The sequence below is a fragment of the Pseudomonas sp. 18058 genome, assembly GCF_902706155.1.
Classification (GTDB): Bacteria; Pseudomonadota; Gammaproteobacteria; order Pseudomonadales; family Pseudomonadaceae; genus Aquipseudomonas; species Aquipseudomonas rustica.
Genome location: NZ_CACSJY010000018.1, coordinates 61561 through 86665 on the forward strand (window position 1 = coordinate 61561; position 25105 = coordinate 86665).

The following is a 25105-nucleotide window of genomic DNA, read 5'->3' on the forward strand; positions in this document are numbered from 1 at the left end:
CAAGCACCTGCCCCGCCCTTCAGCCCTAGACTGGCGCTACCGAATCGACAACGAAAGGACTGAACCGTGGCGAGTCTCTGGCTGTTTTTCCTGGCATTGGCGGTGGTTTTTCTGCTGCCCGGCCCAGACATGATCCTGCTCCTGCAAACCGGCGCGCGTCAGGGACGCAGCGCCGCATTGGCCACGGCGATAGGTCTGGCGATTGCCCGAGGTTGTCATGTGGCATTGGCGGCGTTGGGGCTGGCGGCGCTATTCAAAGCAGCGCCGTGGACGTTCGAAGTGGTGCGGCTCGCCGGTGCGGCGTATCTGCTGTGGATCGGTATTCAATGCCTGCGCAGCACACTGCTGCCGAACCTGACGACAGGTGAAACTGCCGATAGCCACGGCCAATGGCGCGCAGCGATCCGCCGCGGTTTGCTGACCAACCTGCTCAACCCCAAAGCCCTGTTGTTCTGCTCAGTGCTGTTGCCGCAATTCATCGTCGCCGACGGCGCGCCGGTGCTGAGCCAGTTCGCCCTGCTCGGTGCGCTGCTGGTCGGCGTCGGTCTGCTGTTCGACAGCGCCTATGCGCTGACCGGCGCCGCGCTGGGCCGTTGGCTGCAACACAGTCCAACGGCGCAGCGGCTGCAGCAATGGTTGTTCGGCAGCCTGTTGATCGGCTTCGCCGTGCGCCTGACCTTCGTCCAGCAGGCTTAGCCTTTGCGGGCCTTGCGCTGACGACGGCTGATCAACAGCAACGCGGCGGCCGTGACCAAGACAATCGCGCCAACCTGCACCGGCCACTTGTATGGTCGCAGCGTCGCGCGTACGGAGTCCGTGACCTGGGTGACGTAACGCTTGTCGGCGTTTTGGAAATCCGGGTACGGGCACTGATTGCCGAAATCCACCGCCCACAACACGTACGGGCCTTCCTTGATGTAACGCTGATACAGCGCGCTCTGCTCTTCGAGGCTGCTGTTCCAACCCGCCGCGTTGCACAGCACGGCAGCAAACGCCTGGCTGGTGTGCGGCAGGTTGTCGGCGGCGCGTCTGGCCAATTCGGTGGCGACGAAACGGTAGTGATAGCGCTGATCCGGTTTCGCTTCGCTGGCCTTCTGGCGCTGCACTTCGGCTTCGCTGACCAGCGGACCGACTGTCAGCTCGGTGGTTTCCAGGCTGAAGTTGCCGCCGAACGTGGCGTAATCCGGGGCCATCTCGTAACCGAGGATGTCCATGCCCCACTCGCGCGCCGTCCACGCGGCGTTGTACAGGGCGCTGGCGCGTTTGGTCGGCCACCATGCGGAATCGGCTTTCAAGCGTTGCTCACCGTAGAGCCGCGCCTTGTTTTGCAGGTCGGGATTGTCGAAATACGCGACCGCTTCGGCGTAATGCCCTTCGCGCAGCAAGCGCCGACCGAGCAGGTTGCGCAGGCTGGCGGCGACCGGCAGCGGCACGTAGTTATCGCGCTCCTGCTGGGTCAGTGCAGGCGGTGCCGGGACGTTATCGTCGACGTATTTTTTCAGCTCTTCGACCGTCAGCACGCGTTCGGCCACGGTCGCCGCATCGAACCAATAGGTGCTGTTGCTGCGATACAACTGCACGAACGCTTGCAGGTATTCGCCGCGCTGCAAGGCGAGAATCGCGCTTTCGCCCTCGACCCGGCATTTCGGCTGCAGGCTTTCGTACGCCCAGTCCGGGGTACGGCGATAACCCCAATCTTCTTTCTGCGGGAAGGCCTGCGCGGCTTTCGAATAGGCTGCGGCGGCGGCATTTTTGTCGCCGTCACGCACCGCCAGTTTCGCGCGCAGCCACCACGCGAGTCCGCCGTCGCCGGCATTTTCGAGAAAAGCTTTGGCACCGGCGTAATCGCCCTGTTGATAACTCATCGCGGCCAGACGATCAGCATTTTCGAGACTGCCACGGGTGCTGTTTTGCAGCAGCTTCACCAGTTTCTTCTCGTTCGGCGGTTCGTCGCCAAACGACCAGCCCTGACGACTGACCAATGAGGCCGTGACCAGTTGCTGCACCGATGTGTGCTGAAGCAATTCGGCCAGTTCGACCTCGGGCAATTCCGCCAACTCATTCATCAATTGCTTGAGCGAGGTGTAACCCACGGCGGAACCGTGCAGGTTCTGCGCTTCATACAATTCGATGGCGCCGTTCCAGTCGCCCGCCGCGCGCACCACCCGCGCCTCTTCGCCGAGGCTGGCGACACCCAGCTCCAGCGGATCGCTGAAACCGTCGATGCTCAGTTGCCGAGCCTGACGGAACGCATCACGCGATCGCTCCAGCGCGACGACCTTATCCCCGGCTTCGCTGCTCATGGCGAACAACGTGCGCCCGAGAGAATACGCAGCCCAGGTGCTGCGCAATGGACGCTGATCCGCCGGCAGCGCCAGCAGCTTGTTGAAATATTCGACGGCGAGTTGATGATTGCCCGTGGCAAACGCGACTGCGCCGGCCACGTACAAACGGATTTCCGCCGGCAGGCTGGCGCCCTGCACCTCGACCTGATGCGCATCGGTCAGGCCGCGCAGTTGCTTGACCAGCGTTTGCTGATCGGCGCTCAAACCCAGCTGTTCAGCCTTATCGCGCGCGTCGGCGGCTGCGTTTTCTTCGCCGTACAGGTCGTTGGGATTGTGCGTCGCCGCCGTGACGTTGTTCAGCCCGGCAATGGCTTTGCCGAGGCGGCTGAGTTCGAAGTTGAAGTTGCCCTCCGGCAGATCCGCCAGGGTTTGCCCGCGATTGTCGAGCAGGCGCATCGGGAAGTCCGGGCCGCAGGCCAGCGCCGAGCCCAATGGCAAGCAGAGGCTCAGGCAGAGCAGATGGCGGGGCCAGTTACGGGTCAACATGCGAACCTCCTTGATCAATATGTGCGCAACGCGCCCAACCGATGGCGCGTTGTCCGCCCGCCGGCAATCGGCCGTCGCGCAGGCGGGTGAAGGTAAGCAGATCCGGGCCTTGTTGCAATGCATAACCGGCGAGCGCATCGGCACCTTCACAGCTTTGCGCCTTCAAGGTGATTTGCGCGGGCCAGGCACTGTCGAGGTTGCCGGGGTTGTCGAGTTTGATGTCGTAGAGACCATCGTTTTCGCTGAACGTCACGCCGAGCTGGCTGACGAGTTGATCGCCACGGGCCACCGCGCGCAAGGTGGTCAGGCTCCAGGCGCGGCGATCATTGGCCAGCGGCAAACGAAACCAGATCAACCCTGCCAGGTGCGTCGGCGGGTCTTCGCGCAGGGTCTTGCCGAGTTGGCTCAATTGCAGCGGATCGGCGAGCAGTTCCTGACGCTCGCCACCGCGCTCGAGTTGCACCTCACTTTCCACCAGTGGCGCCCCACCGTCGTCCGGCAACAGCGCGACACCGTAGGCCGGCAGCGCGAGATAAAAAGGTTTGTCGGTGATCCGCGCCCAGGCCTTGGCCCATTTCAACGCCTGAGCAGAATCGAACAATCCCCGACGCGGGTCACTGACGGCGTGGACTTGCAGCACGCTGCTGTCGACGGTTTGCAGGAGTGTCGGCAATTGCGCGCTGTCGAGCCAGGCTGGCAGTGCGGTGATGCTCAGCGGGATGTTCGTCGGCAGTGCCGAGCGCAGGTGTTTAAGGAATTCTGCGTAGGCTGGCAAGCGTGCGTTACCGGCGTCGTGATCGATCTCGACGCCGCTCAGCGTCAAGCCTTGCGCCTGCCAATCGGCGAGCACTTGGAGAATCTGTGCAGTGACCTGATCCTGATCCAGCGACTTGAGTTGGCCGTCGAGACGAATCACCGCGATCAACGGTCGGCCATCAGCTTTCAACAACGGCGCATCGATTCGCGCGCGGCTCCACCCGGCATTCGGGAAGGCTTGCAGGGCGAGGACGCGCAGCGTTGAGAAATCATTGTGGCTGTCGCGCAACGCCGACTCATGGGCCAGCGTCCATTGGCGTTGCCAGATGTAGAGTTGTTGGTCGAGGGGTGGCGCGTCTTGCTGCTTGCAACCCACAAGCAAGATGCTCAAGAACAGACCGACAATGAACCGCATACCTTCCAACCCCCGAACACCACAAGGCTGCAAGGTTACACAAAAACCCTGTAGGAGCTGTCGAGTGAAACGAGGCTGCGATCTTTTGATCCTGTTTTTTAAAATCAAGATCAAAAGATCGCAGCGTGCCGCAGCTCCTACAGAGGTACTCAGGGTTTACGGGCAATGATGATCTGGCTTTTGGCAATCACCGAGTCCAGCGCCTGTTTGATCTGCGCGCCACGTGGCGAGCTGAGCAACGCCTGCCAGGTATCCGCCCAGTGATTGAGCAACGGATGATCCGGGTTGTTCAAATCAACCTTGGCTTCCCAGAACAACAGCATCCACACCGACCAGTAAAACCCGTGCTGGCTATGGCTGATGATCTCCAGCCCGGCATCGCTGACCATGGTCTTGAACTGCTCTTCGCTGATGATCCGAATGTGGTTGGGCTTCTGGAAATACTCATCGGCGGCGATGCCTATTTGCAGGTTTTCGGAACTTGAATGCGGCACGCTCAGCAGGTACATGGCACCCGGCTTGCCGACCCGTACCAGTTCAGAAAGAAATTGCGCCGGATCGTCGACGTGTTCGATGACTTCGGTGGAAACCACCCGCGTTGCCGTGGCGTCGGCAATCGGTAACGGATTGCAGTCCGTGACATGGCATTCGATATCGCGCGCCGGCGTGTCGCTCAGGCGCTGGCGGGTCGCTTCGACCTTGGCCGCGTCGATGTCGGCGATGATGATTTTCGCCCCGCGCATGCCGCAGAAATGCACATTGCCGCCATCACCGCAGCCGACGTCGAGCAATACGTCGTCAGGGCTCACCACAAAGCCTTTGAACAGCTCGCCGGTGGCCTCTGTGTACCAGCCGCTGAGCACAGCATCGTGCAGGCCGACCATGTAAGAATCTTTTTTCTCGGGGATCACAGCGGCAGGCGGCTCGGCAACTGGAGTCGGTGCAGTCGGCAATAATTTTTTCAAAAGTTGCAGCATGAGAACGCTCCAGAGGATCGGCTGGCATCGGCGAACCGGTTGCCTGGCAAGTGATGGAACAAAACGCCCGGCACAGCGATGGCGCGCAATTTTTCGATGGCCATGATCCGTTTGCCGGTCATGACGTGCGCCCTGCGTCCAGAGGTTTGCGGGCGATGATGACCTGACTTTTCGGCATCAATTGATCGAGGGTCTGTTTGATCGCATGGCCATTGGGCTGGGCCAGCAGGTCTTGCCAAGTGCGGGCCCAGCTTTCCATCAACGGTGGATACGGCGCCTGAATGCGATCACGCACCGCGCCGCCCGGATCTCTGCCGGCCGCGCGCTCGCTCGCCCAGAAAAAAATCATCCCCATCACCCAGAAAAATCCATTGGCCTGGCGATGCTCGATCACCAGACCCGCGTCCTCTACCAATGCGGCGAAACGCTCCGCGGTAAAAATCTGCACATGATTGGGCGATTGGTAATAGCTGGCCGGGGCGATGCCCTTCTGCAAATGCTCACCCACCGGTGCCGGTACGCTGAGCAGGTATTGCGCGCCGGGGCGCCCCATGCGCACCAATTCGGCCATGAACGGTTCCGGGTGGTCGATGTGCTCCAGCACTTCCATGCACACCACTTTGCTGGCGCAGCCATCGGCCAATGGCAGCGGCAGGCTGTTGCTGACCAGGCCCAGGTTCAGTTGATGGCTTTGCGCGTCGACCTGCCGGGCAAGATCGCGCACCTTGTGGTGTTCACTGTCAGTGAAAATCACCGAGGCGCCCTGGCGTACGGCGAATAACGTTGCCACGCCTTCGCCGCAACCAACGTCGAGCAGCGTGTCATCCGCCGTGATTGCAAAACCTTTGAGCAATTCGCCCGAGGCGCCTAAAAACCAGCCGTCGAGCACGGCGTCATGCAAACCGACATCAGCAGGCGAAACGCTGGCGAGCGGCGCAGGCTCGGGCATCGGTGGGGGCGCGGGTAACCATCGTGCGAGCAGTCGCCGAATCATGCGCGCGAGACTTGTGCAGGAGGCGTCTGAGCCGATTGCAGACGTTGTTCAAAAAATGCCCGCAAACGCTGTTCGGTGTTGGCCTGACTGCAAAAACGCTGCAGATTGCTGACGGCGTGGGCCGACATTCTGGCGTAGCGCTGACCATCGGTTTTCGCCACGTCATAGCTGGCGCGATAGGCCGTACACAGCGAATCCCAGTCGGTCATGTAGCGCATCGTCCGATACGCCGCGCGGGGATCGTGCGGCCAGGCCGTGAGCTCTTCAGTGAAATCGACGATGAACGCACAATCGCTGTCGATGTAATCGGCCATTGCCGTGTTCAGCGGTGCAATCGCCGGTTTGCCGCACGACATGAATTCCATCAACGGCAGGCACTGCCCTTCGCCGTAGGAGCTGTTGACCACGTAACTGGTGGCCTGCACCAGCGCTTCATAATCAGCATCAGCCAGATAGCCGTGGATCAGCACGATCCGGCATTGGTACGTCTGATTCTTGTAGAGATGATGCACCATGTCGTACAGCGCATTGGCGATGTCATGGTGGGTGAGTTTCAGCACCAGCGTTGCATCGGGCACGTCACGAAAAGTGCTGCAGAACGCACTGATCATGTCATGCCAATTCTTGCGCCCGTCATAGGGATTGAACACCGAGGTGTAGACCACGCCCTCAAGTTGCACCGTGCAATCCTGCGGTGGACCGCTGAACGACATCGGCGTCCCCTCTTGCAGCTCGCTTGGGCCGTACGGCCGCAAGTCGACGGTGCGGCTGTCAATCAACAGACCTCGCAAATTCAACTGCACGTTTTCCACCACTGAGCTTTTGCTCAATGGCTGACCACGCGCAGCGAAGCGATCCCACACCGGCGCGGGGATCGCACACACCGGATAATCGGCCCCCATCACATCGCGCACGGTATTGACCGTGAACGTCGAATGGGTGATCGCCCTGCCGCAGGCCTCCAGCACCACACGCCAGTCATGGCGCGGTTCACCCTGCCAGCTCTCGGTCGGAATGGTGCTGAATTCCCAGGCAAATACCGGAATGGTCGGGCATGCATAATGAATCGGCGTGCGATGCGGCGGCGAGAACGACAGGTAGACACATGCTTCGCCACGGCTCAGGCAATCGAAATACAGGCGATCGACCAATTCGTCGGGATTACTTACCTCGATGACCTGCCCGATGCGTTCCAGCACCGGGCGGAATTCCTTGAGCACGAAGTAATAGCTGTACTCGGGCCGGCCGAGGTTTTGCTGGATGTTGCTCTTGTTGGTTTCCGAATGAATGATGATCAGCATGACGCTGCCCCCGCTTCGATTGGCTGCGAAGCGATGTCACGGACAGGCGTCAGCCCGAGAAACGCTGCCAGGCGCTGCTGCACAGGCGCGAATCCGCAGTAATCGTGCATACGCTGATCAGCGGCGGCGGCCATGGTCTGGTAAGCCTGCGGATGATTTTTAGCCATCGCGTAGCTGTCCTCGTAAGCGGTTTTCAGCGAGCCCCAGTCCGGGCGATGGCGCAGCGTGCGATACAGAATCCGCACGTCCTCCGGCCAGATGGTCGGCTCGCGGCTGGACTTGACGATGAAGCCGACTTCTTCATCGATGTAATCGCGCATGGCCGTGTGGTTTGGGGCGATCACCGGACGGGCGCACGACATGAATTCCATCAACGGCAGGCACAACCCTTCGCAGCGCGACGCGTTGACATAGAAACTCGCCGCGCCATACAACCGGGCGAATTCCTCGTCTTCCAGATAGCCATGCAGAACCACCACGCGGCAGGCAAAGGGCGAGAGTTGCGACAGCAACGTGATCAGATGAACGTAGTAACTCGACAGGTCGTTCTGGGTGATTTTCAGCACCAGCGTCGCGTCTTCGACATCGCGCATGGCCCAGCAGAATGCCGTGATCAAGTGATGCCAGTTCTTGCGCCCGTCATCAGGGTTGAACACGCTCACGTAGACCACGCCACTGACGTCGATCTGTGCGTACTCGCTGGTATCGGGCAGCACCGCTTGAGGATGTTCGACTTGCTCCATGGCTTGCGCGACCGTCGTCGCCAGAGGCAAGGGCTCGGGGGCCGGCGTACGCAGACCGGAAAGCTTTTGGCGCAGCGCATCGGGCAATAAATCGCTGACGGCTTCGCGATACCACATCAGCAGGTTGTGCTTGAGCAGAAACAGCGGCCGATGCTCGGAAGGACGGGTGAAAGCTCGAACGCCTTCACGCAGATAATGCTTGCTGATGAATGCCCGACGGCGCGGAGTCAGCTCGGGAGGTGGCAGAGGTTCTGCCGGCGTCTCCTCGACCGGCTCGGCCAGGCCACGGGTTTCCAGTTCCTGCTCGTTGTGAATGGGGGCGATCAGACCGTCGGCAGACAACCCCAGAGCGCGGCTGTCGATGATGCAACCCTTGATCTGCAACGTCGCTCCGGCGTTCACCGCTGCGGGCGGAAATTGCTGACGCACAGCGGCAAAACCTTCCCACAATGGCGTGGGCAGAACCAGTACAGGAAAGTCTTCACCCAAGGTGCGGCGGATCGCTTCGGCCGTGTGACTGGACAACGTGATTACCCGGCCATGCCGCGCCAGCGTCTGGCTCCAGTCCTGGCGGGGATCATCGGGGTGGCACTCGGAAGGGATCGAGTCATACTCCCACGCGATCACGCACACCGTCGGGCATTGCAGGTCAGTCGGGGTTTTATGCGGTGGCGAGAACGAAAGAAACAGACACTCTTCACCGGCCTCTTGCAGGTGTCGATACAGCGGATCGACTTCAGCCGCCGATGCCACGACATGCACCCGCCCAAGGCTTTCCAGCACAGGGCGATAGGCCTTGAGCACGAAGTAATAGCTGTATTCGGGACGCCCGAGACTCTGGCTGATGGAGCGGTCGTTGACGTCCGAGTAAAGAATGAAATTCATGGCATTCCACGATGAAACCACCATCCCGGCAGTCTCATGCTATGACGGCCAAGCGTCGGATCGAATCGGCTTTACCGGCTTTCGTCCTTCGTCATGGGAGACGTCTTCGTTCTTGTTTTAGTGGTTGGTTTCACTCTGGCTCGCGACCCTTGCGACAAACTTTGAAGAATGGCGGCGAGGGGCATTCTAAACACATCCATCAAGGATTCGTGAACCGCCCGGCGAGAATAAATTTGGCTACGCTGACGAGAACTGACCGGTCACGGTTTGGCCGGTTGAAATTGCTCGGCAATTGGCACAGATTGACAGCAAATAACTACAACAACGTTTTCGCCTGTCGTCTTAGCGGATTTTCCAACCGATCTGACAGACCCTTCTCTAAAGCCTGTAGGAAGTGCTGCGAAAACCAAGACCAAGGGGTCGCTGTTTGAAAAAGCGTCTGTTCGTCACGGGTCTCAGTGGATTCGTTGGACAACATATTCAGTCACGTTTGGCCTCGCCCGACGCTGCGTGGGAACTGCTGCCTGCGGCTTCACGTTTCGACCTGACGGATCCGCACAGCCTCATCGACCTGTGGCCGCACATGCCTGACGCGGTCATTCATCTGGCTGGCCAGACATTCGTCCCCGAAGCCTTCCGCGACCCGGCCCGCACCTTCGACATCAATCTGCTCGGCACCCTCAACCTGTTACAGGCCCTCAAGGCCCGTGGCTTTCAGGGCACCTTCCTGTACGTCAGCTCTGGCGACGTTTACGGTCAGGTCAGCGAGAACGATCTGCCAATTACCGAACAACAAGCCCCCTGCCCGCGCAACCCGTACGCGGTGAGCAAACTCTCGGCCGAGTTTCTCAGCCTGCAATGGGGTTTGAGTGAGGGCTGGCCGGTACTGGTCGCGCGGCCGTTCAACCACATCGGCAGCGGGCAGAAAGACAGTTTTGTCATCGCCAGCGCGGCGCGGCAGATCATTCGCATCAAGCAAGGCCTGCAAGCCCCACAACTGGAAGTCGGCGATATTGACGTCAGCCGCGATTTTCTCGATGTTGGCGACGTGGTCTCGGCGTATTTCGCGTTGCTGGAAAAGGGCCAGGCAGGACAGGTTTACAACATCTGCTCGGGGCGGGAGCAGAGCATCCGCAGTCTGATTGAACAACTGGCCGATCTGGCCGAAGTAACCATGCAACTGGTTCAGGATCCGGCACGTATGCGACGCGCCGATCAGCGTCGCGTTTGCGGCAGCCATGAACGGCTGACCAAAACCACAGGATGGACGCCTGACATCACCACACAACAATCCCTGCGGGCGATCCTGTCCGACTGGGAGAAGCGAGTAAAACAAGAATGACTAAAAGTGCACTGATCACAGGGATCACCGGCCAGGACGGCGCTTATCTGGCGAAACTGTTGCTCGACAAGGGCTACAAGGTTCATGGCCTGGTGGCACGACGCAGTAGCGATTCGCGCTGGCGCCTGCGCGAGATGGGTGTCGAAGCCGACATCGTTTATCTCGACGGCGACATGGCCGATGCCTGCTCGGTACAGCGCGCGGTCATCAAGTCAGCGCCGGACGAAGTCTATAACCTCGCTGCGCAAAGTTTTGTCGCCGCCTCCTGGGATCAACCGGTGACCACCGGCATCGTTGATGGTCTGGGCGTCACGCACTTGCTTGAAGCGATTCGTCAGTTCAGCCCGCACACGCGCTTCTATCAGGCCTCGACCAGCGAAATGTTCGGCCTTATCCAGGCTGAGCAGCAGGACGAGAACACGCCGTTCTACCCGCGCAGCCCGTACGGCGTGGCCAAGCTCTACGGTCACTGGATCACCGTCAACTACCGCGAAAGCTTCAACCTGCACGCCAGCAGCGGCATCCTCTTCAACCATGAATCGCCCCTGCGTGGCATTGAGTTCGTGACCCGCAAGGTCACCGACGCTGCCGCTCGCATCAAGCAAGGCAAACAGCAGGAGCTGGCCTTGGGCAACATTGATGCGAAACGCGACTGGGGTTTTGCCGGCGATTACGTCGAAGCCATGTGGCTGATGCTGCAACAGGACAAGCCTGACGATTTCGTGGTTGCCACTGGCGTCACCACCACGGTGCGCGAGATGTGCCGCATCGCCTTCGATCACGTCGGCCTCAACTACCGCGATTACGTGAAGATCGACCCGGCGTTTTTCCGCCCGGCCGAAGTTGAAGTGCTGCTCGGCAATCCGGCCAAGGCTCAGCGCGTGCTGGGCTGGAAGCCGAAAACCGACCTGGATACCTTGATCCGCATGATGATGGATGCGGACATGAAACGCGTCGCCAAGGAGTAGGCCATGCTGATCCCCGTGATTTTGTCCGGCGGTGCCGGCACTCGCTTGTGGCCGGTGTCCCGCGAGGGCCATCCGAAACCGTTCATGAATTTGCCCGACGGCCAGTCGCTGCTCGGCAAGACCTACCAGCGCGCGGCAGCTTTGCTCGACGGCTGGGGTGACATCGTCACGGTGACCAATCGCGAGTACTACTTCCAGAGCAAGGACCACTATTGCGCCGCCCACGTCTCGCGCCATCGCGGGCACTTCCTGCTGGAGCCGACCGGGCGCAACACCGCCCCGGCCATCGCTGCCGCAGCCTTGTCGCTGCAAGCGCTGCACGGTGATGACGCGATCATGGTGGTGATGCCCGCTGACCATTTGATCGTCAATCAGGACGCACTGAAAACCGCCGTGGAACACGCAGTGAATCTGGCCAAGGACGGTTATCTGGTGACTTTCGGTGTGATCCCGACCGCGCCGGAAACCGGCTTCGGCTACATCGAAACCGGCGCGCCGCTGGACGCCAAAGGCGCGGCGAAAGTGCAGCGTTTCGTCGAGAAACCCGATCTGCAAACCGCCACGCATTACCTGGAAAGCGGCAACTTCCTGTGGAACTCGGGGATGTTCTGCTTCACCACGGCGGCGGTGATTGCCGAACTGCAATTGCACGCGCCTGAACTGCTGGAACAGACCCGCGCCTGCATGGCCGCCAGCGCACCGATCGAAACCGTCGGTTGCCTGCAACAAGAGCTGTCACCGGCGCTGTTCGCGGAAATCACCGACATCTCCATCGACTACGCGCTCATGGAACGCTCGGAAAAAGTCGTGGTGGTGCCGGCCGGTTTTGACTGGAGCGACATCGGTTCGTGGGGCGCCGTCGCAGCTCTGGTGCCCGCCGATGCCGACAACAACCGCGCCAGCGGCGACGCGATCTTCATTGATAGCCACAATAACTTCGTGCAGAGCGAAGACCGGCTGGTGGCGACGGTGGGTGTGGATAACCTGATCATCGTCGACACCGCCGACGCGGTGCTGGTGGCCCACGCCGACCGTGCGCAGGACGTGCGTCGGGTGGCCAAGCAACTCAAGGACAAATCCCACGAAGCCTATCGGTTGCACCGTACCGTCAGCCGCCCGTGGGGGACGTACACGGTTCTCGAAGAAGGCCCACGCTTCAAGATCAAGCGCATCGTGGTCAAACCCGGTGGCAAGCTGTCCCTGCAAATGCACCATCACCGCAACGAACACTGGGTGGTCGTCGAAGGCATGGCCAAGGTCACCAACAACGGCACCGGCACCACGCTGGTGGCGAAAAATGAATCGACCTTTATTGCCGCCGGCCATAAACATCGCCTGGAAAACCCCGGGGTGATCGATCTGGTGATCATCGAAGTGCAAAGCGGCGAATACCTGGGAGAGGACGACATTGTCCGCTTCGAAGACCAATACGGCAGGACGGTTTAAATGCTGCTTTCCCTGTACCGCTCGTTGTACAGCTATCGGGGATTCATCCTCGGTAGCGTCAAGCGGGAGTTTCAATCGCGGTATCGCAACTCGCTGTTCGGTGCGCTGTGGACTGTGCTCAACCCGCTGTCGATGATCGTGGTCTACACGGTGATTTTTTCCCAAATCATGCGCGCGCGCCTGCCGGGTGTTGATGACGGCCTGGCCTACAGCGTCTACCTGTGTGCAGGCCTGCTGACCTGGGGACTGTTCGCCGAAATTACCTCGCGCAGCCAGGGCATGTTTCTCGAAAACGCGAACCTGCTGAAAAAAATCAGCTTCCCGCGTATCTGCCTGCCGGTGATTGCGCTCCTCAATGCCGGCATCAACTTCGCGATCATTCTGGGATTGTTTTTCGGCTTCCTGCTGATCAGCGGACGCCTGCCCGGCATGGCTTTGCTGGCGTTGATCCCGCTGCTGATCCTGCAAGTGATCTTCGCCGCCGGGCTGGGGATGCTGCTTGGCATTCTCAACGTGTTCTTTCGCGACGTCGGTCAGATGTTCGGAATTTGCCTGCAGTTCTGGTTCTGGCTGACACCGATCGTTTACCCGCTGTCGATTCTGCCGCCGGGCATTCAACACGTTATCGGACTGAACCCGATGACCCCCCTGATGACCAGTTACCAGAATGTGTTTCTCTATAACCAATGGCCGGACTGGTCCTCGCTGATTCCGTTGTTAATCATCGGTCTGTTGCTCTGCGCCATGGCGTTGCGGCTGTTTCGTCATCGCGTCGGTGAAATGGTGGACGAGCTCTGATGGGACATATACGCGTTACCGGCCTGGGCAAGGCCTACAAACAGTACCCGAATCGCTGGAGCCGCCTGTTTGAATGGCTGGTGCCGTTTTCCGGAACCCGCCACCATCAGCACTGGATCCTGCAAGACGTCGACTTCGAGATCAAACCCGGGGAGGCCGTCGGCATCGTCGGCGTCAACGGCGCGGGTAAAAGCACCCTGCTGAAAATGATCACCGGCACTACCCAGCCGACCTGTGGCCACATTCAACTGGAAGGCCGGGTTGCCGCGCTGCTGGAACTGGGTATGGGTTTTCACCCGGACTTCACCGGCCGACAGAACGCCTTCATGTCGGGTCAGTTATTGGGCATGCAAGTCGAAGAGATTGAACAACTGATGCCGCAAATCGAAAGCTTTGCCGAAATCGGCGAAGCCATCGATCAACCCGTGCGCACCTATTCCAGCGGGATGCAGATGCGTCTGGCGTTCAGTGTCGCCACCGCGCGACGCCCGGACATTCTGATCGTCGACGAAGCCTTGTCGGTCGGTGATGCCTACTTCCAGCACAAAAGCTTCGAACGCATACGCAGCTTCCGCGCGGCCGGTACCACTCTGCTGATCGTCTCCCATGACCGCTCGGCCATTCAGTCGATCTGCGACAGCGCCATTCTTCTCGAAAACGGGCGTCTGGCCATGCGCGGCAAACCCGAAGAAGTCATGGACTATTACAACGCCATGCTCGCTCAGCGCGAGGGGCAGACGGTACGCCAGGAAATGCTTGCCAACGGTCAGGTGCAAACCATTTCCGGCACCGGTGAAGCGGGGATTATCAGCGTGCGCCTGCTCGATGCACGCGGGCGCAGCCTCGAAGTCGCAGAAGTCGGTCAGCCTGTGGTGCTGGAGGTGCAGACCGAAGTTCGTAAAGACATCGAACGGCTGATTCTCGGTTTCATGATCAAGGATCGCCTGGGTCAGGCCATCTACGGCATCAACACCCATCGCCTCGACAAAGCCGTCACCGACCTGAGCGCCGGTGAGCGCGTGACCTTCCGCTTCGCCTTCGACATGCGTCTGGGCAAGGGTAGTTATTCGGTCGCGTTGAGCCTGTCACGTCTCGACTCGCACCTGGATCGCAACTTCGAATGGCGCGATTACGGCCTGGTCTTCCACGTCATCAACAATCGCCAGGAAGACTTTGTCGGCTGCTCGTGGCTGCAAGCGCAAACCGACATCACCCGCTCCAGTGAACCCCTTGTACAAACGCCTGATATGGAGATCTTGCGATGACGCGACTGTTGGTGGAGTGCACTTACGTTTTCGAACACCCGACCGCCAACTCCGGCATTCAACGCGTGGTGCGCAACGTCATCCAGCAACTGCCGGCGACCGATGAAACCGTCGAATGCATCCCGGTGGTGATGATTGATGGCGGTCTCTATGAAGTGAAAAGTCTGGCCCCGCTGCAATCACCCAAGCTCGACCTGGTGAGCCTGCGCGTGAAGCTGGAGCAATGGGCCAACACCTTCTGGCTGCGCCACCGTGCACTGGAGCGCCGCCGTCCGTTCAGCCAGTCGCATTTCGCCCGCCGAGTGCTCTACGTCGGCTGCCGGCTCAGCGCATTTGCCTGTTTCAGTTTGCCTATGCGCGTGCTCGAACGAGCCCTGAAAGGTAAAACCATTCCCGAACGTTGCGTCCCGTTAGCCCACCGGGCGGGCGATCAATTGGTGTTGCTCGACTCGTCATGGCACGCCAATTTTTTCCCCTTGGCCGAGCAACTCAAGCGTGACGGCGTCGGTATCATCTCGGTGATTTACGACCTGATCCCCCTGACCCATCCGCAGTTCTGCGATGCCGGCCTGGTCAAGGTTTTCAACGACTGGTTCGACTGGATCGCCCGCACGGCCGATGGCTACGTGGCGATTTCGACCACCATCCGTGATCAGGTTCGCGAGGAGATGCTGCGCCGGATTGGCGCGCAACAAGTCGAACAACGCTGGTTTGATTACTTCCACCTGGGCTCGGAACTGGATCTGAGCGATGCCGGTGCCGAGGTTGATCGAGCCTTGCTGCAGATGTTCAAAACGGCCGAGCCGGTGTTCCTCATGGTCAGCACCATCGAGCCGCGCAAAAACCATGCTTATCTGCTGGATGCCTTCGAACGCGCCTGGGCCACGGGATCCACGGCACGCTTGTGCATTGTCGGGAAAATTGGCTGGAAGTGTGATGCCTTGGTCGAGCGCATTCGCAAGCATCCAGAACTGAACCGCCGTTTGTTCATGTACAACTCTCTGTCGGACAGAAGTCTGGAACATGCCTACTCCCACGCCACCGCGCTGGTGTTCCCGTCTTACGTCGAAGGTTTCGGCTTGCCACTGGTGGAAGCCATGCAACGTGGATTACCGGCAATGGCCAGCGATATTCCGGTGTTCCGCGAAATCGGCGGCGACTACATGGCCTATTTCGATCTGGCAGACCCGCAAAGCCTGACCGATCTGGTGACCGGTATGGAGCACTCCGGCAAGTTTCCGGCCGCCCTGAGCCTTGAGCAATGGCGTTGGCTCAGTTGGCGCGAAGCGAGCGCGCAATTGGTTCAGCGGATCGAGCGCAACCTGAACACATCGCTGCCTACCGAAGAGAAGCAGCATGCGCATAGCGCTTAACGCCAGAATTCTGCAGGCGCCGCGCACCGGCATCGGCCATTACGTCGCCGAACTGGTCAACGCCTTGCGCAATGAACCCGACGTCGAAGTCACGCTGTTCCACGGCTGGGGCTGGAGTTCGGCGTTGCCGGAAGCGGCCATGCCCGGTTACTCGCGATTGACGCCACTGCTGCGGCAAATCCCCGGGGCCTATCAGGCGCGGCGCTGGCTGGAGCAGAAGCGTTTCGATCAGGGTCGCGCGCAAGGCATCGATCTGTATCACGAGCCGAGCCTGTGGCCGCTGGCCTTCGACGGCCCGACGGTGATTACTTTGCACGACCTCACGCACCTGCACTTCCCCGACACGCAGCCCGCCGCGCGGCTCAAGGAAATCGAGCGGCGACTGGCGATCGGCGTTGCGCAGGCGCAGTTGATTCTCACCGACTCGCAAGCCATCGCCGATGAGGCTCAGGATTATTTCGGCTTGCCGGCCGAGCGCTTTGTGGTCGCCCCGTTGGGCGTCGCGGCACGCTTTCATCCGCGTGAGCCATTGGCGATCGACGCGGTGCTCAAAACGCACGCGGTAACGGCGCGCGAATATTTCCTCTGTGTCGGCACGCTGGAGCCGCGCAAAAACCTGACGCTCGCCCTGCGCGCCCACGCCTTGTTGCCAGAAGCCGTGCGCGAGCGTTTTCCGCTGCTGATCGTCGGCATGGCTGGCTGGCAGCGCGATCAGTTCAGTGAAGAATTGCGTCAGGCCCTGGCCAGCGGGCATGTGTGCCTCCTCGGTTACTTGCCCGATGAACACGTGGCGCAATTGCTCGCCGGCGCGCGGGCACTGATTTTTCCTTCGCTGTACGAAGGTTTCGGCCTGCCAGTGCTGGAGGCGATGGCCAGCGGCACGCCGGTGGTGGTGACCGGTTCTTCGGCGATGCCGGAAGTGGCAGGCCCGGCCGGCAACTATATTCAAGCTGACGATGCACAAGGCTTGCGCGATGCAATGAGCCTTCTGATCGACGATCAAGCGCATTGGCAGGCATGCCGAGAAGCCGGATTGCAGCAGGCACGGCTTTTTTCCTGGGAGCGTTGTGCACAGGCCACGGCCGGTGCCTACCGCCAGGCCATGGGAGGTTGATATGCGCGTACTTCACTTTTTCAAAACGTACCTGCCGGACTCGGTCGGCGGAATCGAACAAGTGATCTTCCAGCTCTGCGAAAGCGGCGCCCAGCACGGTATCGATGGCCAGGTGCTGACACTCAGCAGCGACCCGACACCGCCCGTGGTCAAACTCGGTCACCACGAAGTGCACCGCGCCAAACTCGACATTCAGTTCGCCTCCACCGGTTTTTCCTGGAGCGTGTTCAAACAGTTTCGCGAAATGGCCGCCGAGGCTGACGTGGTCAACTATCACTTCCCGTGGCCGTTTATGGATCTGGTGCATTTCGCCAGCGGCATGCAAAAACCCAGCGTCGTGACCTACCACTCGGACATCATTCGCCAGAAGCACTTGCTGAAACTTTACCGGCCACTGATGAACCGCTTCCTCGCCAGCGCCGACCGCATCGTCTCGGCATCGCCGAACTACCTGCACACCAGCGATGTGCTGCAGCAGTTTCAGGACAAGACTCGAGTCATCCCCTACGGTTTGAACAAGGCCGGTTATCCACAGGCCGATACTGAGCGCATGAACCGCTGGCGCCAGCAGCTTGGGGATAAGTTTTTCCTGTTCGTCGGGGTGATGCGTTATTACAAAGGCCTGCACATCCTGCTTGATGCGCTGAAAGACGTGGATTACCCGGTGGTGATCGTCGGCGCCGGCCCGCTCGAGCAAGAGTTGCATGCGCAAGCTGCAGCGTTGGGGCTGCGCAACATTCATTTCCTCGGCCGCTTGGGCGATGAAGACAAAGTCGCGTTGCTGCAATTGAGCTACGCGATCGTGTTCCCGTCGCACCTGCGTTCGGAAGCGTTCGGTATTTCGCTGCTGGAAGGCGCGATGTACGGCAAACCGATGATCTCCAGCGAGATCGGCACGGGTACCAGTTACATCAATATTCACAACGAGACCGGATTGGTCGTACCGCCGAGTCATCCACAGGCATTTCGCGAGGCGATGCGTACGCTCTGGGATGATCCGGTGCGCGCGGCGGCGATGGGGGTGAAAGCGGAAGCGCGGTATCGGCAGTTATTCACAGCCGATGAAATGGGCCGCAAATGGACGGAGCTGTATCAGGAATTGCTCGAAGAAAAATCCCTGTCCTACGCCTGACTTCGGCCTGAAACACATTCCCCATTGTGGGAGCGGGCTTGCTCGCGAAAGCGTCGGGTCAGTCGACATCATCGTTGCTGACAACCCGCCTTCGCGAGCAAGCCCGCTCCCACAGGGGTTTTGCGGTGGGTTCGGGATTACAGGTCGAGCACCAAGGGTTGGCTGCTCTGCGCCGGCACCGCACAACAAATCAGCACATGCCCCGCCTCCGGCATATCCGCCGGCACCTGTGGATAATTCACCGCACCGCTGACCAGCCGCGTCTTGCAGGTTCCACATGAACCACCCCGGCAACTGAACTCCGGACGCAATCCACGGCTCTCCGCCAGTTCCAGCAAACTGCCACCATCCGGCTGCCAACGCGCCTCTTTCGCCGAACGCTCGAACACCACCGGAACCGAAGTGGTCGCTACGGGCGGTTGCTCAATCACGATTGCATCCGGATCGGCCTGACGTTTCAGTGTCGACGGGCCAAAGGTTTCCGCATAAATCTGCGCGTCGCGTACATCCAGTTCGCGCAGGGTGTCGTACAGCCCTTGGGTAAAACCACCGGGGCCACACAGGACAAAATCGATCTGGTCGAAATCATCGACCTCCAGCACATTCCTCAACACCTCGCCGTCAATCCGCCCCGGCAAATCGAAGTCCGCACCTTCCTGCACATCGGCTTCCGGCTGGCTGAGAAAGCGCAACACCCGCACCGCATCGCCAGACGTTTCCAGCAAGCGATCCAGCTCCTTGCGAAATGGTTGATCGGCCAGGCTGCGTGAACTCTGCAACAACAGCGTCGGACGAATCCTCCTCGTCCGTAAGCCCTGGTACACCACCTCGCGCAGCATCGACAGCAACGGCGTAATTCCCACACCGGCCGCCAACAACACCAACGGTCGATGCTCCAGCGGTACGACGGTGAAATGCCCCTGTGGCGCCCGCGCTTCCAGCACATCGCCGACATTAATCTGCTCATGCAGATGCGACGAAATCAGGCCCTCGCGCTTGACGCTGATCCGGTAGAAACCATCGGATGGCGCACTCGAAAGGCTGTAAGTACGAATGTGTACCTGACCATCCACGGTGAAACGCAGCGGCAAATGCTGACCGGCAAGAAACACCGGCAAACCGGCGCCATCGGCAGGTTCCAGATAGATCGAGCGAATGTGCTGACTCTCCGCTTCAATCTTCGTCACCCGCAGAGGCCGCCATTGATTGCCGAGTGCCTGCGCCTGCAAACGTGCGTCCGCCTCGGCCCAGTTACCGGTCAACAGACTGGTCGGCGACATGCCGTCGAAGCGCCAGCGCAACGCCAATGCCGCCGGGCGCCGCACCAGTTTTTCCACATCAAATGTCCACAGGCGTTCCGCGCCTTGAAACGCCTCGATTTGCGGGCCTTCGAGAATGATCTCGGTGCGCCCGCTGAGTTGCAGTACATCGCCTGTGGAAAAGTCGATGAACAGCATGCCGGCCTTGGGGTTGAGCAATAAATTGCCGAGGGTATTGAAATGCAGATTGCCGGCAAAGTCGGGGATGGTCAGACGATTCCCTTCCACCCGTACGAAACCTGGCTGGCCGCCTCGGTGGGAAACATCCACCGCGCGCTGACCATCAACATCGACATAACTGGCGACGAAGAACGTGTCGGCGCCTTCGATCAACGCCGTGGCCGTCTCATCGAGAGCGTCCAGATGCTGAGCCGGGCGGGTCTGCGGATCCGTCAGTGGCACGCGCTGAAACTGGCGCAACTGAATGTATTGCGGGCAGTTACCGAAAGCCTGATCCACGCTGACGTCGAATCCCTGCGCGGTCAGATTATCGACATGGCCGTTGAGGCGATTGCGCCGGCGGGTGTGCAGTTCGATGCCGAGCAAACCGATCGGCTCGCCATTGCGCAGTTGCGCCGGGTCATCGGCCGAGGATTGGCTGGCGAAATGCAGGTGCTCGGAATCCGGCGAATGAGCAAAGCCCGGCGCACCTTCAAGCACACTGGCCCACGGCCGACCCTGCGCATCGACGGCGCCGTACAGCATGAAGGGCAATTGCTGATAGAACTCACGGTGCTGATCCGGCATCCACGTGCGAATCACCTTACGCCCGAACGCCTCCATGCGTTCGGCAACCCCGACTTTCGCCTGCAACTGTTGCTCGCCAGCGTGCCACGGTGAACGTTCCATCACGACCTCTCCCCTGCACCGTCGGCACAGTGTGGATTGCGGGAATCAGACTGCGGTTTGCAAACCGGCGACGGTGCGCGGCATGCCGACAAAACCGGGCAAGGCTTCGACCCGGGCCAGCCAGGCGCGAACGTTGCCGTACTCATCCAGCGACACATTGCCTTCCGGCGCATGGGCGATGTAACTGTAGGCCGAGACGTCGGCGATGGTCGGTTCTTCGCCGGCCAGATACGGAGTTTTGCCCAGTTCGATGTCCATCACTTTCAGCAAGTTGTGCGCACGGGTGATGGCTTCATCAGCATTCAGTTGCGCGCCGAATACCGTGACCAAGCGTGCGGCAGCAGGGCCGAAAGCAATCGGCCCGGCGGCTGCCGACAACCAACGCTGCACATGCGCGGCACCGACCGGGTCAGCAGGCAGCCAACGTCCGTTGCCATACTTCTGCGCCAGATACACCAGAATAGCGTTGGAATCGGCGAGCACCACGCCGCCGTCATCAATCGCCGGGACTTGGCCGAAGCTGTTGATGGCCAGATACGCGGGCTGCTTGTGCTCACCCTTGGCCAGATCGACGAAAATCAGCTCGGTCGGCAATTGCAGCAGGGACAGCATCAACTCGACGCGATGAGCGTGGCCAGAACGCGGGAAGTTGTAGAGTTTGATCGCTTGCATGGTCGACTCCGCTGAACAGGGGCGCCGCTGCGGGGAAGAGCGCGCCGAGGGGGCCATCTTCCCCTGATCGCGAAAACAACAGAATCACCAGTAACTGCAAACGATTATTTCAGCTCGTGCAATAACGCTGCATTTTTCAACGCGGGATGTTCGCGCAAAGCCTGTACCGCGAAATCGACAAAACTGCGGATCCGCGCCGGCGCCTTCCGCCCGCCCTGATAGACCACATGGATAGGTAATGCGGGCAGTTCGAATTCGGCGAGGACGATTTCCAGTTCACCGGCGGCCACCTTACTCGCCACTTGATAAGACAAAACCCGCGTCATCCCCAAGCCCATGGCCGCTGCCGTAATCGCAGCCTGATTGGCCGTGACGATCAGACGCGGTTCAGGTCGCACGCTGAACGGTTCGCCGCCATCGAGAAACGGCCAGGTGCGTTGCTGGCCAATTGCTGAAGTCGCCACAACGGGCACGCCTGCCAGCGCATGAGGATGAATCGGCCGACCATGCTGCGCGAAATAAACCGGAGAGCCACAAATCACCCGACGCACCTCACCGACCCTAATCGCATGCTGGCTGCTGTCGGGCAGATCACCGATGCGCACCGCCACATCGATACCCTCTTCGACCATGTTGACGATCCGGTCGACCAGCACCGCGTTGATCGTGACTTCCGGATACTGCGCGAGATAACCCGCCATCACCGGCGTCACAAACAGATCGCCGAACAACACCGGCGCCGTCACCGTCAATTGCCCACGCGGCTGCGCATGACTGCCCGCCGCCGAATCCTCGGCTTCCTGCACCTCCGCAAGAATCCTCCGACAATCCTCCAGATAACGCTGCCCCGCCTCGCTCAAATGCACACTGCGCGTGGTACGAATCAACAACTGCGTACCAATGCGCAACTCCAGCGCCGCCACCGCCCGCGTCACACTGGCCGCGGAAAGGCCCAAACGCCGCGCGGCCGAGGAGAAGCCTTGCTCTTGGGCGACGGTGGTGAAGATGTGCATTTCCTGGAAGCGATCCATGGGTTTGACCCTCACATCAAAATCAAAAGATCGCAGCCTGCGGCAGCTCCTACAGGTGAAATACGATTCCCGTGTAGGAGCTGCCGCAGGCTGCGATCTTTTGCGGTTAACTCAGTTGTGGATAACTTATTCCACCGTCACCGACTTCGCCAGATTACGCGGTTGATCCACGTCCGTGCCCTTGAGCACCGCAACGTAGTACGACAGCAACTGCAGCGGGATCGTGTAGAGGATCGGCGAGAGGATGTCGTGGATGTGCGGCATCTGCACCACGTGGGTGCCTTCGCCGTTGGTCATTCCGGCTTTTTCGTCGGCGAACACGATCAGTTCGCCGCCACGGGCGCGGACTTCCTGCAGGTTGGATTTGAGCTTTTCCAGCAGTTCGTTGTTGGGCGCAACGGTGACCACTGGCATGTCGTTATCCACCAGCGCCAGCGGGCCGTGTTTCAGTTCGCCGGCCGGGTAGGCTTCGGCGTGGATGTAGGAGATTTCCTTGAGCTTCAAGGCACCTTCCATCGCTACCGGGAATTGCGCGCCACGGCCGAGGAACAGGGTGTGGTTTTTCTCGGCGAACAGTTCGGCGATTTTTTCCACGGTGCTTTCCATCGCCAGCGCTTCGCCGAGGCGGGTTGGCAGGCGACGCAGTTCTTCGACCAATGTTGCTTCAACGCCTTTGGCCAACGTGCCGCGAACCTGACCCAGCGACAGGGTCAGCAGCAACAGGCCGACCAGTTGCGTGGTGAAGGCTTTGGTCGAAGCGACGCCGATTTCGCGGCCGGCCTGGGTCAGCAGGGTCAGATCGGATTCACGCACCAGCGAACTGATGCTGACGTTGCAGATCGCCAGGCTGGCGAGGAAACCCAGCTCTTTGGCATTGCGCAGGGCGGCCAGGGTGTCGGCGGTTTCGCCGGACTGCGAGATGGTCACGAACAAGGTGTCCGGCTGTACCACGACTTTGCGGTAGCGGAATTCGCTGGCCACTTCGACCTGGCACGGGATGCCGGCCAGTTCTTCCAGCCAATAACGCGCGACCATACCGGCGTGGTAGCTGGTGCCGCAGGCGACGATCTGCACGTTGCGCACTTTGGCGAACAGCTCGGCGGCTTGCGGACCGAAAGCTTGCACCAGCACTTGATCATTGCTCAGTCGACCTTCGAGGGTGCGCTGGACAACGGCCGGTTGCTCGTGGATTTCCTTGAGCATGTAGTGGCGGAATTCGCCTTTGTCGGCAGCTTCGGCACCGTCGGTGTACTGCACGGTCTGGCGCTCGACAGCGTTGCCGCTCACGTCCCAGATCTGCACATTATCGCGGCGAATTTCGGCGATATCGCCTTCCTCCAGGTACATGAAGCGGTCAGTGACCTGACGCAACGCCAGTTGGTCGGAAGCGAGGAAGTTCTCGCCCAGACCCAGACCAATCACCAGCGGACTGCCACTGCGCGCGGCCACCAGACGATCCGGCTGCTTGGCGTTGATCACCGCCAAACCATAAGCGCCATGCAGTTCTTTGACGGTGGCTTTGAGTGCGACGGTCAGATCAGGCTGATCCTTGAGTTTATGGTTGAGCAGGTGAGCGATGACTTCGGTGTCGGTGTCCGAGGTGAACACGTAGCCCAGTGCTTTCAGTTGTTCACGCAAAGCTTCGTGGTTTTCGATGATGCCGTTGTGCACCACCGCGATGTCACCGGAGAAATGCGGGTGAGCGTTACGCTCGCACGGCGCACCGTGGGTGGCCCAACGGGTGTGGGCGATACCCAGACGACCCACCAGCGGGTGCTCGGCCAGTGCGGTTTCGAGTTCGCTGACTTTGCCCGGGCGACGCATGCGCTCGAGGGTTTCGTCATTGGTGTACACCGCCACACCGGCGCTGTCGTAACCACGGTATTCGAGGCGCTTGAGGCCTTCGAGCAGGATGGCGGTGATGTTGCGTTCAGCGACTGCGCCGACAATTCCACACATGCTTATTTCTCCTGACTGACAGCCGCGCAAATCACGTTGATACCGCGGGCCTGGATCTGATCGCGTGCATCGATGGGCAGGCGATCATCGGTAATTAGGGTATGGACGCTGCTCCATGGCAGCTCCAGATTGGGAATCTTGCGGCCGATCTTGTCGGCCTCGACCATGACGATGACCTCCCGAGCCACGTCAGCCATGACCCGGCTCAAACCGAGCAGTTCATTGAAGGTCGTGGTGCCGCGTACCAGGTCGATACCGTCGGCGCCGATGAACAACTGGTCGAAGTCGTAAGAGCGTAGTACCTGCTCGGCGACCTGGCCCTGGAAGGATTCCGAATGCGGATCCCAGGTACCACCGGTCATCAACAACACCGGTTCGTGTTCGAGTTCGCTCAAGGCATTGGCGACGTGCAGGGAATTGGTCATCACCACCAGACCTGGCTGCTGGCCAAGTTCGGGGATCATCGCGGCGGTGGTGCTGCCGCTGTCGATGATGATGCGCGCGTGCTCGCGGATGCGTTTCACCGCCGCGCGGGCAATCGCCTGTTTGTATTTGGAAACGCTCTGCGCGGTTTCCGCGACCAGCTCCTGCGGCATGGTGATCGCACCGCCGTAACGACGCAGCAACAAGCCATGACTTTCCAGTGCGGCGAGATCCTTGCGAATCGTAACTTCAGAGGTTTCGAAGCGCTTGGCTAGCTCATCCACACTGACCTCGCCCTGCTCATTGAGCAAGGCAAGAATGTTGTGGCGGCGTTGGGGCGTGTTGCGTTTCGACATGGTGGCTTAAGTTTCGATTCGAAAGATAACGGAAGCAATCAAAACCTATTGGCCATAAATCGTCAAGCGTGATGCAGAGTTTTTTCAGAACAACACAAACAAAAATGTGGGAGCGGGCTTGCTCGCGAAGGCGTCGTGTCAGGCACTGAATGTGTG

General features: G+C 60.1%; 21 protein-coding genes. 9 read left to right on the forward strand and 12 right to left on the reverse strand.

The window, feature by feature from the left end; translation table 11 throughout:
- Positions 1-66 precede the first annotated feature (66 nt).
- Positions 67-696: a LysE family translocator gene (locus GVL50_RS12350; RefSeq protein WP_159813243.1), complete on the forward strand. Its 630-nt coding sequence runs from the start codon at positions 67-69 to the stop codon at positions 694-696.
- On the opposite strand, the gene GVL50_RS12355 is transcribed toward GVL50_RS12350, so the two are convergent.
- The 7 genes from GVL50_RS12355 to GVL50_RS12385 all read right to left on the reverse strand — a co-directional run bounded on the left by GVL50_RS12355 (position 693) and on the right by GVL50_RS12385 (position 8902).
- Entirely contained in the window at positions 693-2831 is a 2139-nt protein-coding gene (locus GVL50_RS12355) for a hypothetical protein (protein WP_159813245.1), read from the reverse strand. The genes GVL50_RS12350 and GVL50_RS12355 overlap by 4 nt on opposite strands.
- Entirely contained in the window at positions 2818-4002 is a 1185-nt protein-coding gene (locus GVL50_RS12360; RefSeq protein ID WP_159813266.1) for a DUF3142 domain-containing protein, read from the reverse strand. The genes GVL50_RS12355 and GVL50_RS12360 overlap by 14 nt, the downstream gene beginning before the upstream one ends.
- A gap of 149 nt (positions 4003-4151) precedes the next feature.
- Complete coding sequence (locus tag GVL50_RS12365) at positions 4152-4979, reverse strand: class I SAM-dependent methyltransferase (RefSeq protein ID WP_159813268.1); 828 nt, start codon at positions 4977-4979, stop codon at positions 4152-4154.
- The gene (locus tag GVL50_RS12370; protein ID WP_159813270.1) at positions 4964-5101 is read right to left on the reverse strand and encodes a hypothetical protein; all 138 of its coding nucleotides are present in this window, start codon (positions 5099-5101) and stop codon (positions 4964-4966) included. The genes GVL50_RS12365 and GVL50_RS12370 overlap by 16 nt, the downstream gene beginning before the upstream one ends.
- The gene (locus tag GVL50_RS12375) at positions 5098-5973 is read right to left on the reverse strand and encodes a bifunctional 2-polyprenyl-6-hydroxyphenol methylase/3-demethylubiquinol 3-O-methyltransferase UbiG (protein ID WP_159813272.1); all 876 of its coding nucleotides are present in this window, start codon (positions 5971-5973) and stop codon (positions 5098-5100) included. The genes GVL50_RS12370 and GVL50_RS12375 overlap by 4 nt, the downstream gene beginning before the upstream one ends.
- Entirely contained in the window at positions 5970-7274 is a 1305-nt protein-coding gene (locus GVL50_RS12380) for a glycosyltransferase (protein ID WP_159813274.1), read from the reverse strand. Before GVL50_RS12380 ends, GVL50_RS12375 begins: the two co-directional genes overlap by 4 nt.
- Complete coding sequence (locus tag GVL50_RS12385) at positions 7268-8902, reverse strand: glycosyltransferase (RefSeq protein WP_159813276.1); 1635 nt, start codon at positions 8900-8902, stop codon at positions 7268-7270. Before GVL50_RS12385 ends, GVL50_RS12380 begins: the two co-directional genes overlap by 7 nt.
- A gap of 427 nt (positions 8903-9329) precedes the next feature.
- Between GVL50_RS12385 and GVL50_RS12390 the strand changes: the two genes are divergently transcribed.
- The 8 genes from GVL50_RS12390 to GVL50_RS12425 are packed head-to-tail and all read left to right on the forward strand — an operon-like array spanning position 9330 to position 18340.
- Positions 9330-10244, forward strand: a complete 915-nt coding sequence (locus GVL50_RS12390) for a GDP-mannose 4,6-dehydratase (protein WP_159813277.1) — start codon at positions 9330-9332, stop codon at positions 10242-10244.
- Positions 10241-11212 (forward strand): GDP-mannose 4,6-dehydratase, encoded by a 972-nt coding sequence (gmd, locus tag GVL50_RS12395; RefSeq protein WP_011336673.1) that lies wholly within the window; start codon positions 10241-10243, stop codon positions 11210-11212. The genes GVL50_RS12390 and gmd overlap by 4 nt, the downstream gene beginning before the upstream one ends.
- A 3-nt stretch (positions 11213-11215) precedes the next feature.
- On the forward strand, positions 11216-12658 hold the full coding sequence (locus GVL50_RS12400; RefSeq protein WP_159813279.1) for a mannose-1-phosphate guanylyltransferase/mannose-6-phosphate isomerase: 1443 nt from the start codon (positions 11216-11218) through the stop codon (positions 12656-12658).
- Positions 12659-13456: an ABC transporter permease gene (locus tag GVL50_RS12405; protein ID WP_053125263.1), complete on the forward strand. Its 798-nt coding sequence runs from the start codon at positions 12659-12661 to the stop codon at positions 13454-13456.
- Positions 13456-14721, forward strand: a complete 1266-nt coding sequence (locus tag GVL50_RS12410) for an ABC transporter ATP-binding protein (protein WP_053125265.1) — start codon at positions 13456-13458, stop codon at positions 14719-14721. Before GVL50_RS12405 ends, GVL50_RS12410 begins: the two co-directional genes overlap by 1 nt.
- Positions 14718-16094 carry a glycosyltransferase family 1 protein gene (locus GVL50_RS12415; RefSeq protein WP_159813281.1) on the forward strand — a complete coding sequence of 459 codons (1377 nt, stop codon included), beginning with the start codon at positions 14718-14720 and terminating at the stop codon, positions 16092-16094. Before GVL50_RS12410 ends, GVL50_RS12415 begins: the two co-directional genes overlap by 4 nt.
- The gene (locus tag GVL50_RS12420; protein ID WP_159813283.1) at positions 16078-17208 is read left to right on the forward strand and encodes a glycosyltransferase family 1 protein; all 1131 of its coding nucleotides are present in this window, start codon (positions 16078-16080) and stop codon (positions 17206-17208) included. The genes GVL50_RS12415 and GVL50_RS12420 overlap by 17 nt, the downstream gene beginning before the upstream one ends.
- 1 nt (position 17209) lies before the next feature.
- Positions 17210-18340, forward strand: a complete 1131-nt coding sequence (locus GVL50_RS12425; RefSeq protein ID WP_159813285.1) for a glycosyltransferase family 4 protein — start codon at positions 17210-17212, stop codon at positions 18338-18340.
- Positions 18341-18477: 137 nt separating this feature from the next.
- On the opposite strand, the gene GVL50_RS12430 is transcribed toward GVL50_RS12425, so the two are convergent.
- From GVL50_RS12430 to GVL50_RS12450, 5 genes are all read right to left on the reverse strand, one after another.
- On the reverse strand, positions 18478-20508 hold the full coding sequence (locus GVL50_RS12430; RefSeq protein WP_159813287.1) for a pyridoxamine 5'-phosphate oxidase family protein: 2031 nt from the start codon (positions 20506-20508) through the stop codon (positions 18478-18480).
- A 45-nt stretch (positions 20509-20553) separates the two neighbouring features.
- Positions 20554-21180, reverse strand: coding sequence for a glutathione S-transferase family protein (locus GVL50_RS12435; protein WP_159813289.1), 627 nt, complete (start codon positions 21178-21180; stop codon positions 20554-20556).
- A gap of 104 nt (positions 21181-21284) precedes the next feature.
- Positions 21285-22211: a LysR family transcriptional regulator gene (locus GVL50_RS12440; protein ID WP_159813291.1), complete on the reverse strand. Its 927-nt coding sequence runs from the start codon at positions 22209-22211 to the stop codon at positions 21285-21287.
- Between the two features lie 126 nt (positions 22212-22337).
- Complete coding sequence (gene glmS, locus GVL50_RS12445; RefSeq protein ID WP_159813293.1) at positions 22338-24170, reverse strand: glutamine--fructose-6-phosphate transaminase (isomerizing); 1833 nt, start codon at positions 24168-24170, stop codon at positions 22338-22340.
- Positions 24171-24172: 2 nt separating this feature from the next.
- Positions 24173-24949, reverse strand: coding sequence for a DeoR/GlpR family DNA-binding transcription regulator (locus GVL50_RS12450; protein ID WP_053125280.1), 777 nt, complete (start codon positions 24947-24949; stop codon positions 24173-24175).
- Positions 24950-25105: the final 156 nt, after the last annotated feature.

Coding starts and splice junctions, on each gene's coding strand:
- GVL50_RS12355 (WP_159813245.1), bottom strand. CDS start 2,831: ATGTTGACCCGTAACTGGCCCCGCCATCTGCTCTGCCTGAGCCTCTGC.
- GVL50_RS12360 (WP_159813266.1), bottom strand. CDS start 4,002: ATGCGGTTCATTGTCGGTCTGTTCTTGAGCATCTTGCTTGTGGGTTGC.
- GVL50_RS12365 (WP_159813268.1), bottom strand. CDS start 4,979: ATGCTGCAACTTTTGAAAAAATTATTGCCGACTGCACCGACTCCAGTT.
- GVL50_RS12370 (WP_159813270.1), bottom strand. CDS start 5,101: ATGACCGGCAAACGGATCATGGCCATCGAAAAATTGCGCGCCATCGCT.
- GVL50_RS12375 (WP_159813272.1), bottom strand. CDS start 5,973: ATGATTCGGCGACTGCTCGCACGATGGTTACCCGCGCCCCCACCGATG.
- GVL50_RS12380 (WP_159813274.1), bottom strand. CDS start 7,274: ATGCTGATCATCATTCATTCGGAAACCAACAAGAGCAACATCCAGCAA.
- GVL50_RS12385 (WP_159813276.1), bottom strand. CDS start 8,902: ATGAATTTCATTCTTTACTCGGACGTCAACGACCGCTCCATCAGCCAG.
- gmd (WP_011336673.1), top strand. CDS start 10,241: ATGACTAAAAGTGCACTGATCACAGGGATCACCGGCCAGGACGGCGCT.
- GVL50_RS12400 (WP_159813279.1), top strand. CDS start 11,216: ATGCTGATCCCCGTGATTTTGTCCGGCGGTGCCGGCACTCGCTTGTGG.
- GVL50_RS12405 (WP_053125263.1), top strand. CDS start 12,659: ATGCTGCTTTCCCTGTACCGCTCGTTGTACAGCTATCGGGGATTCATC.
- GVL50_RS12410 (WP_053125265.1), top strand. CDS start 13,456: ATGGGACATATACGCGTTACCGGCCTGGGCAAGGCCTACAAACAGTAC.
- GVL50_RS12415 (WP_159813281.1), top strand. CDS start 14,718: ATGACGCGACTGTTGGTGGAGTGCACTTACGTTTTCGAACACCCGACC.
- GVL50_RS12420 (WP_159813283.1), top strand. CDS start 16,078: ATGCGCATAGCGCTTAACGCCAGAATTCTGCAGGCGCCGCGCACCGGC.
- GVL50_RS12425 (WP_159813285.1), top strand. CDS start 17,210: ATGCGCGTACTTCACTTTTTCAAAACGTACCTGCCGGACTCGGTCGGC.
- GVL50_RS12430 (WP_159813287.1), bottom strand. CDS start 20,508: ATGGAACGTTCACCGTGGCACGCTGGCGAGCAACAGTTGCAGGCGAAA.
- GVL50_RS12435 (WP_159813289.1), bottom strand. CDS start 21,180: ATGCAAGCGATCAAACTCTACAACTTCCCGCGTTCTGGCCACGCTCAT.
- GVL50_RS12440 (WP_159813291.1), bottom strand. CDS start 22,211: ATGGATCGCTTCCAGGAAATGCACATCTTCACCACCGTCGCCCAAGAG.
- glmS (WP_159813293.1), bottom strand. CDS start 24,170: ATGTGTGGAATTGTCGGCGCAGTCGCTGAACGCAACATCACCGCCATC.
- GVL50_RS12450 (WP_053125280.1), bottom strand. CDS start 24,949: ATGTCGAAACGCAACACGCCCCAACGCCGCCACAACATTCTTGCCTTG.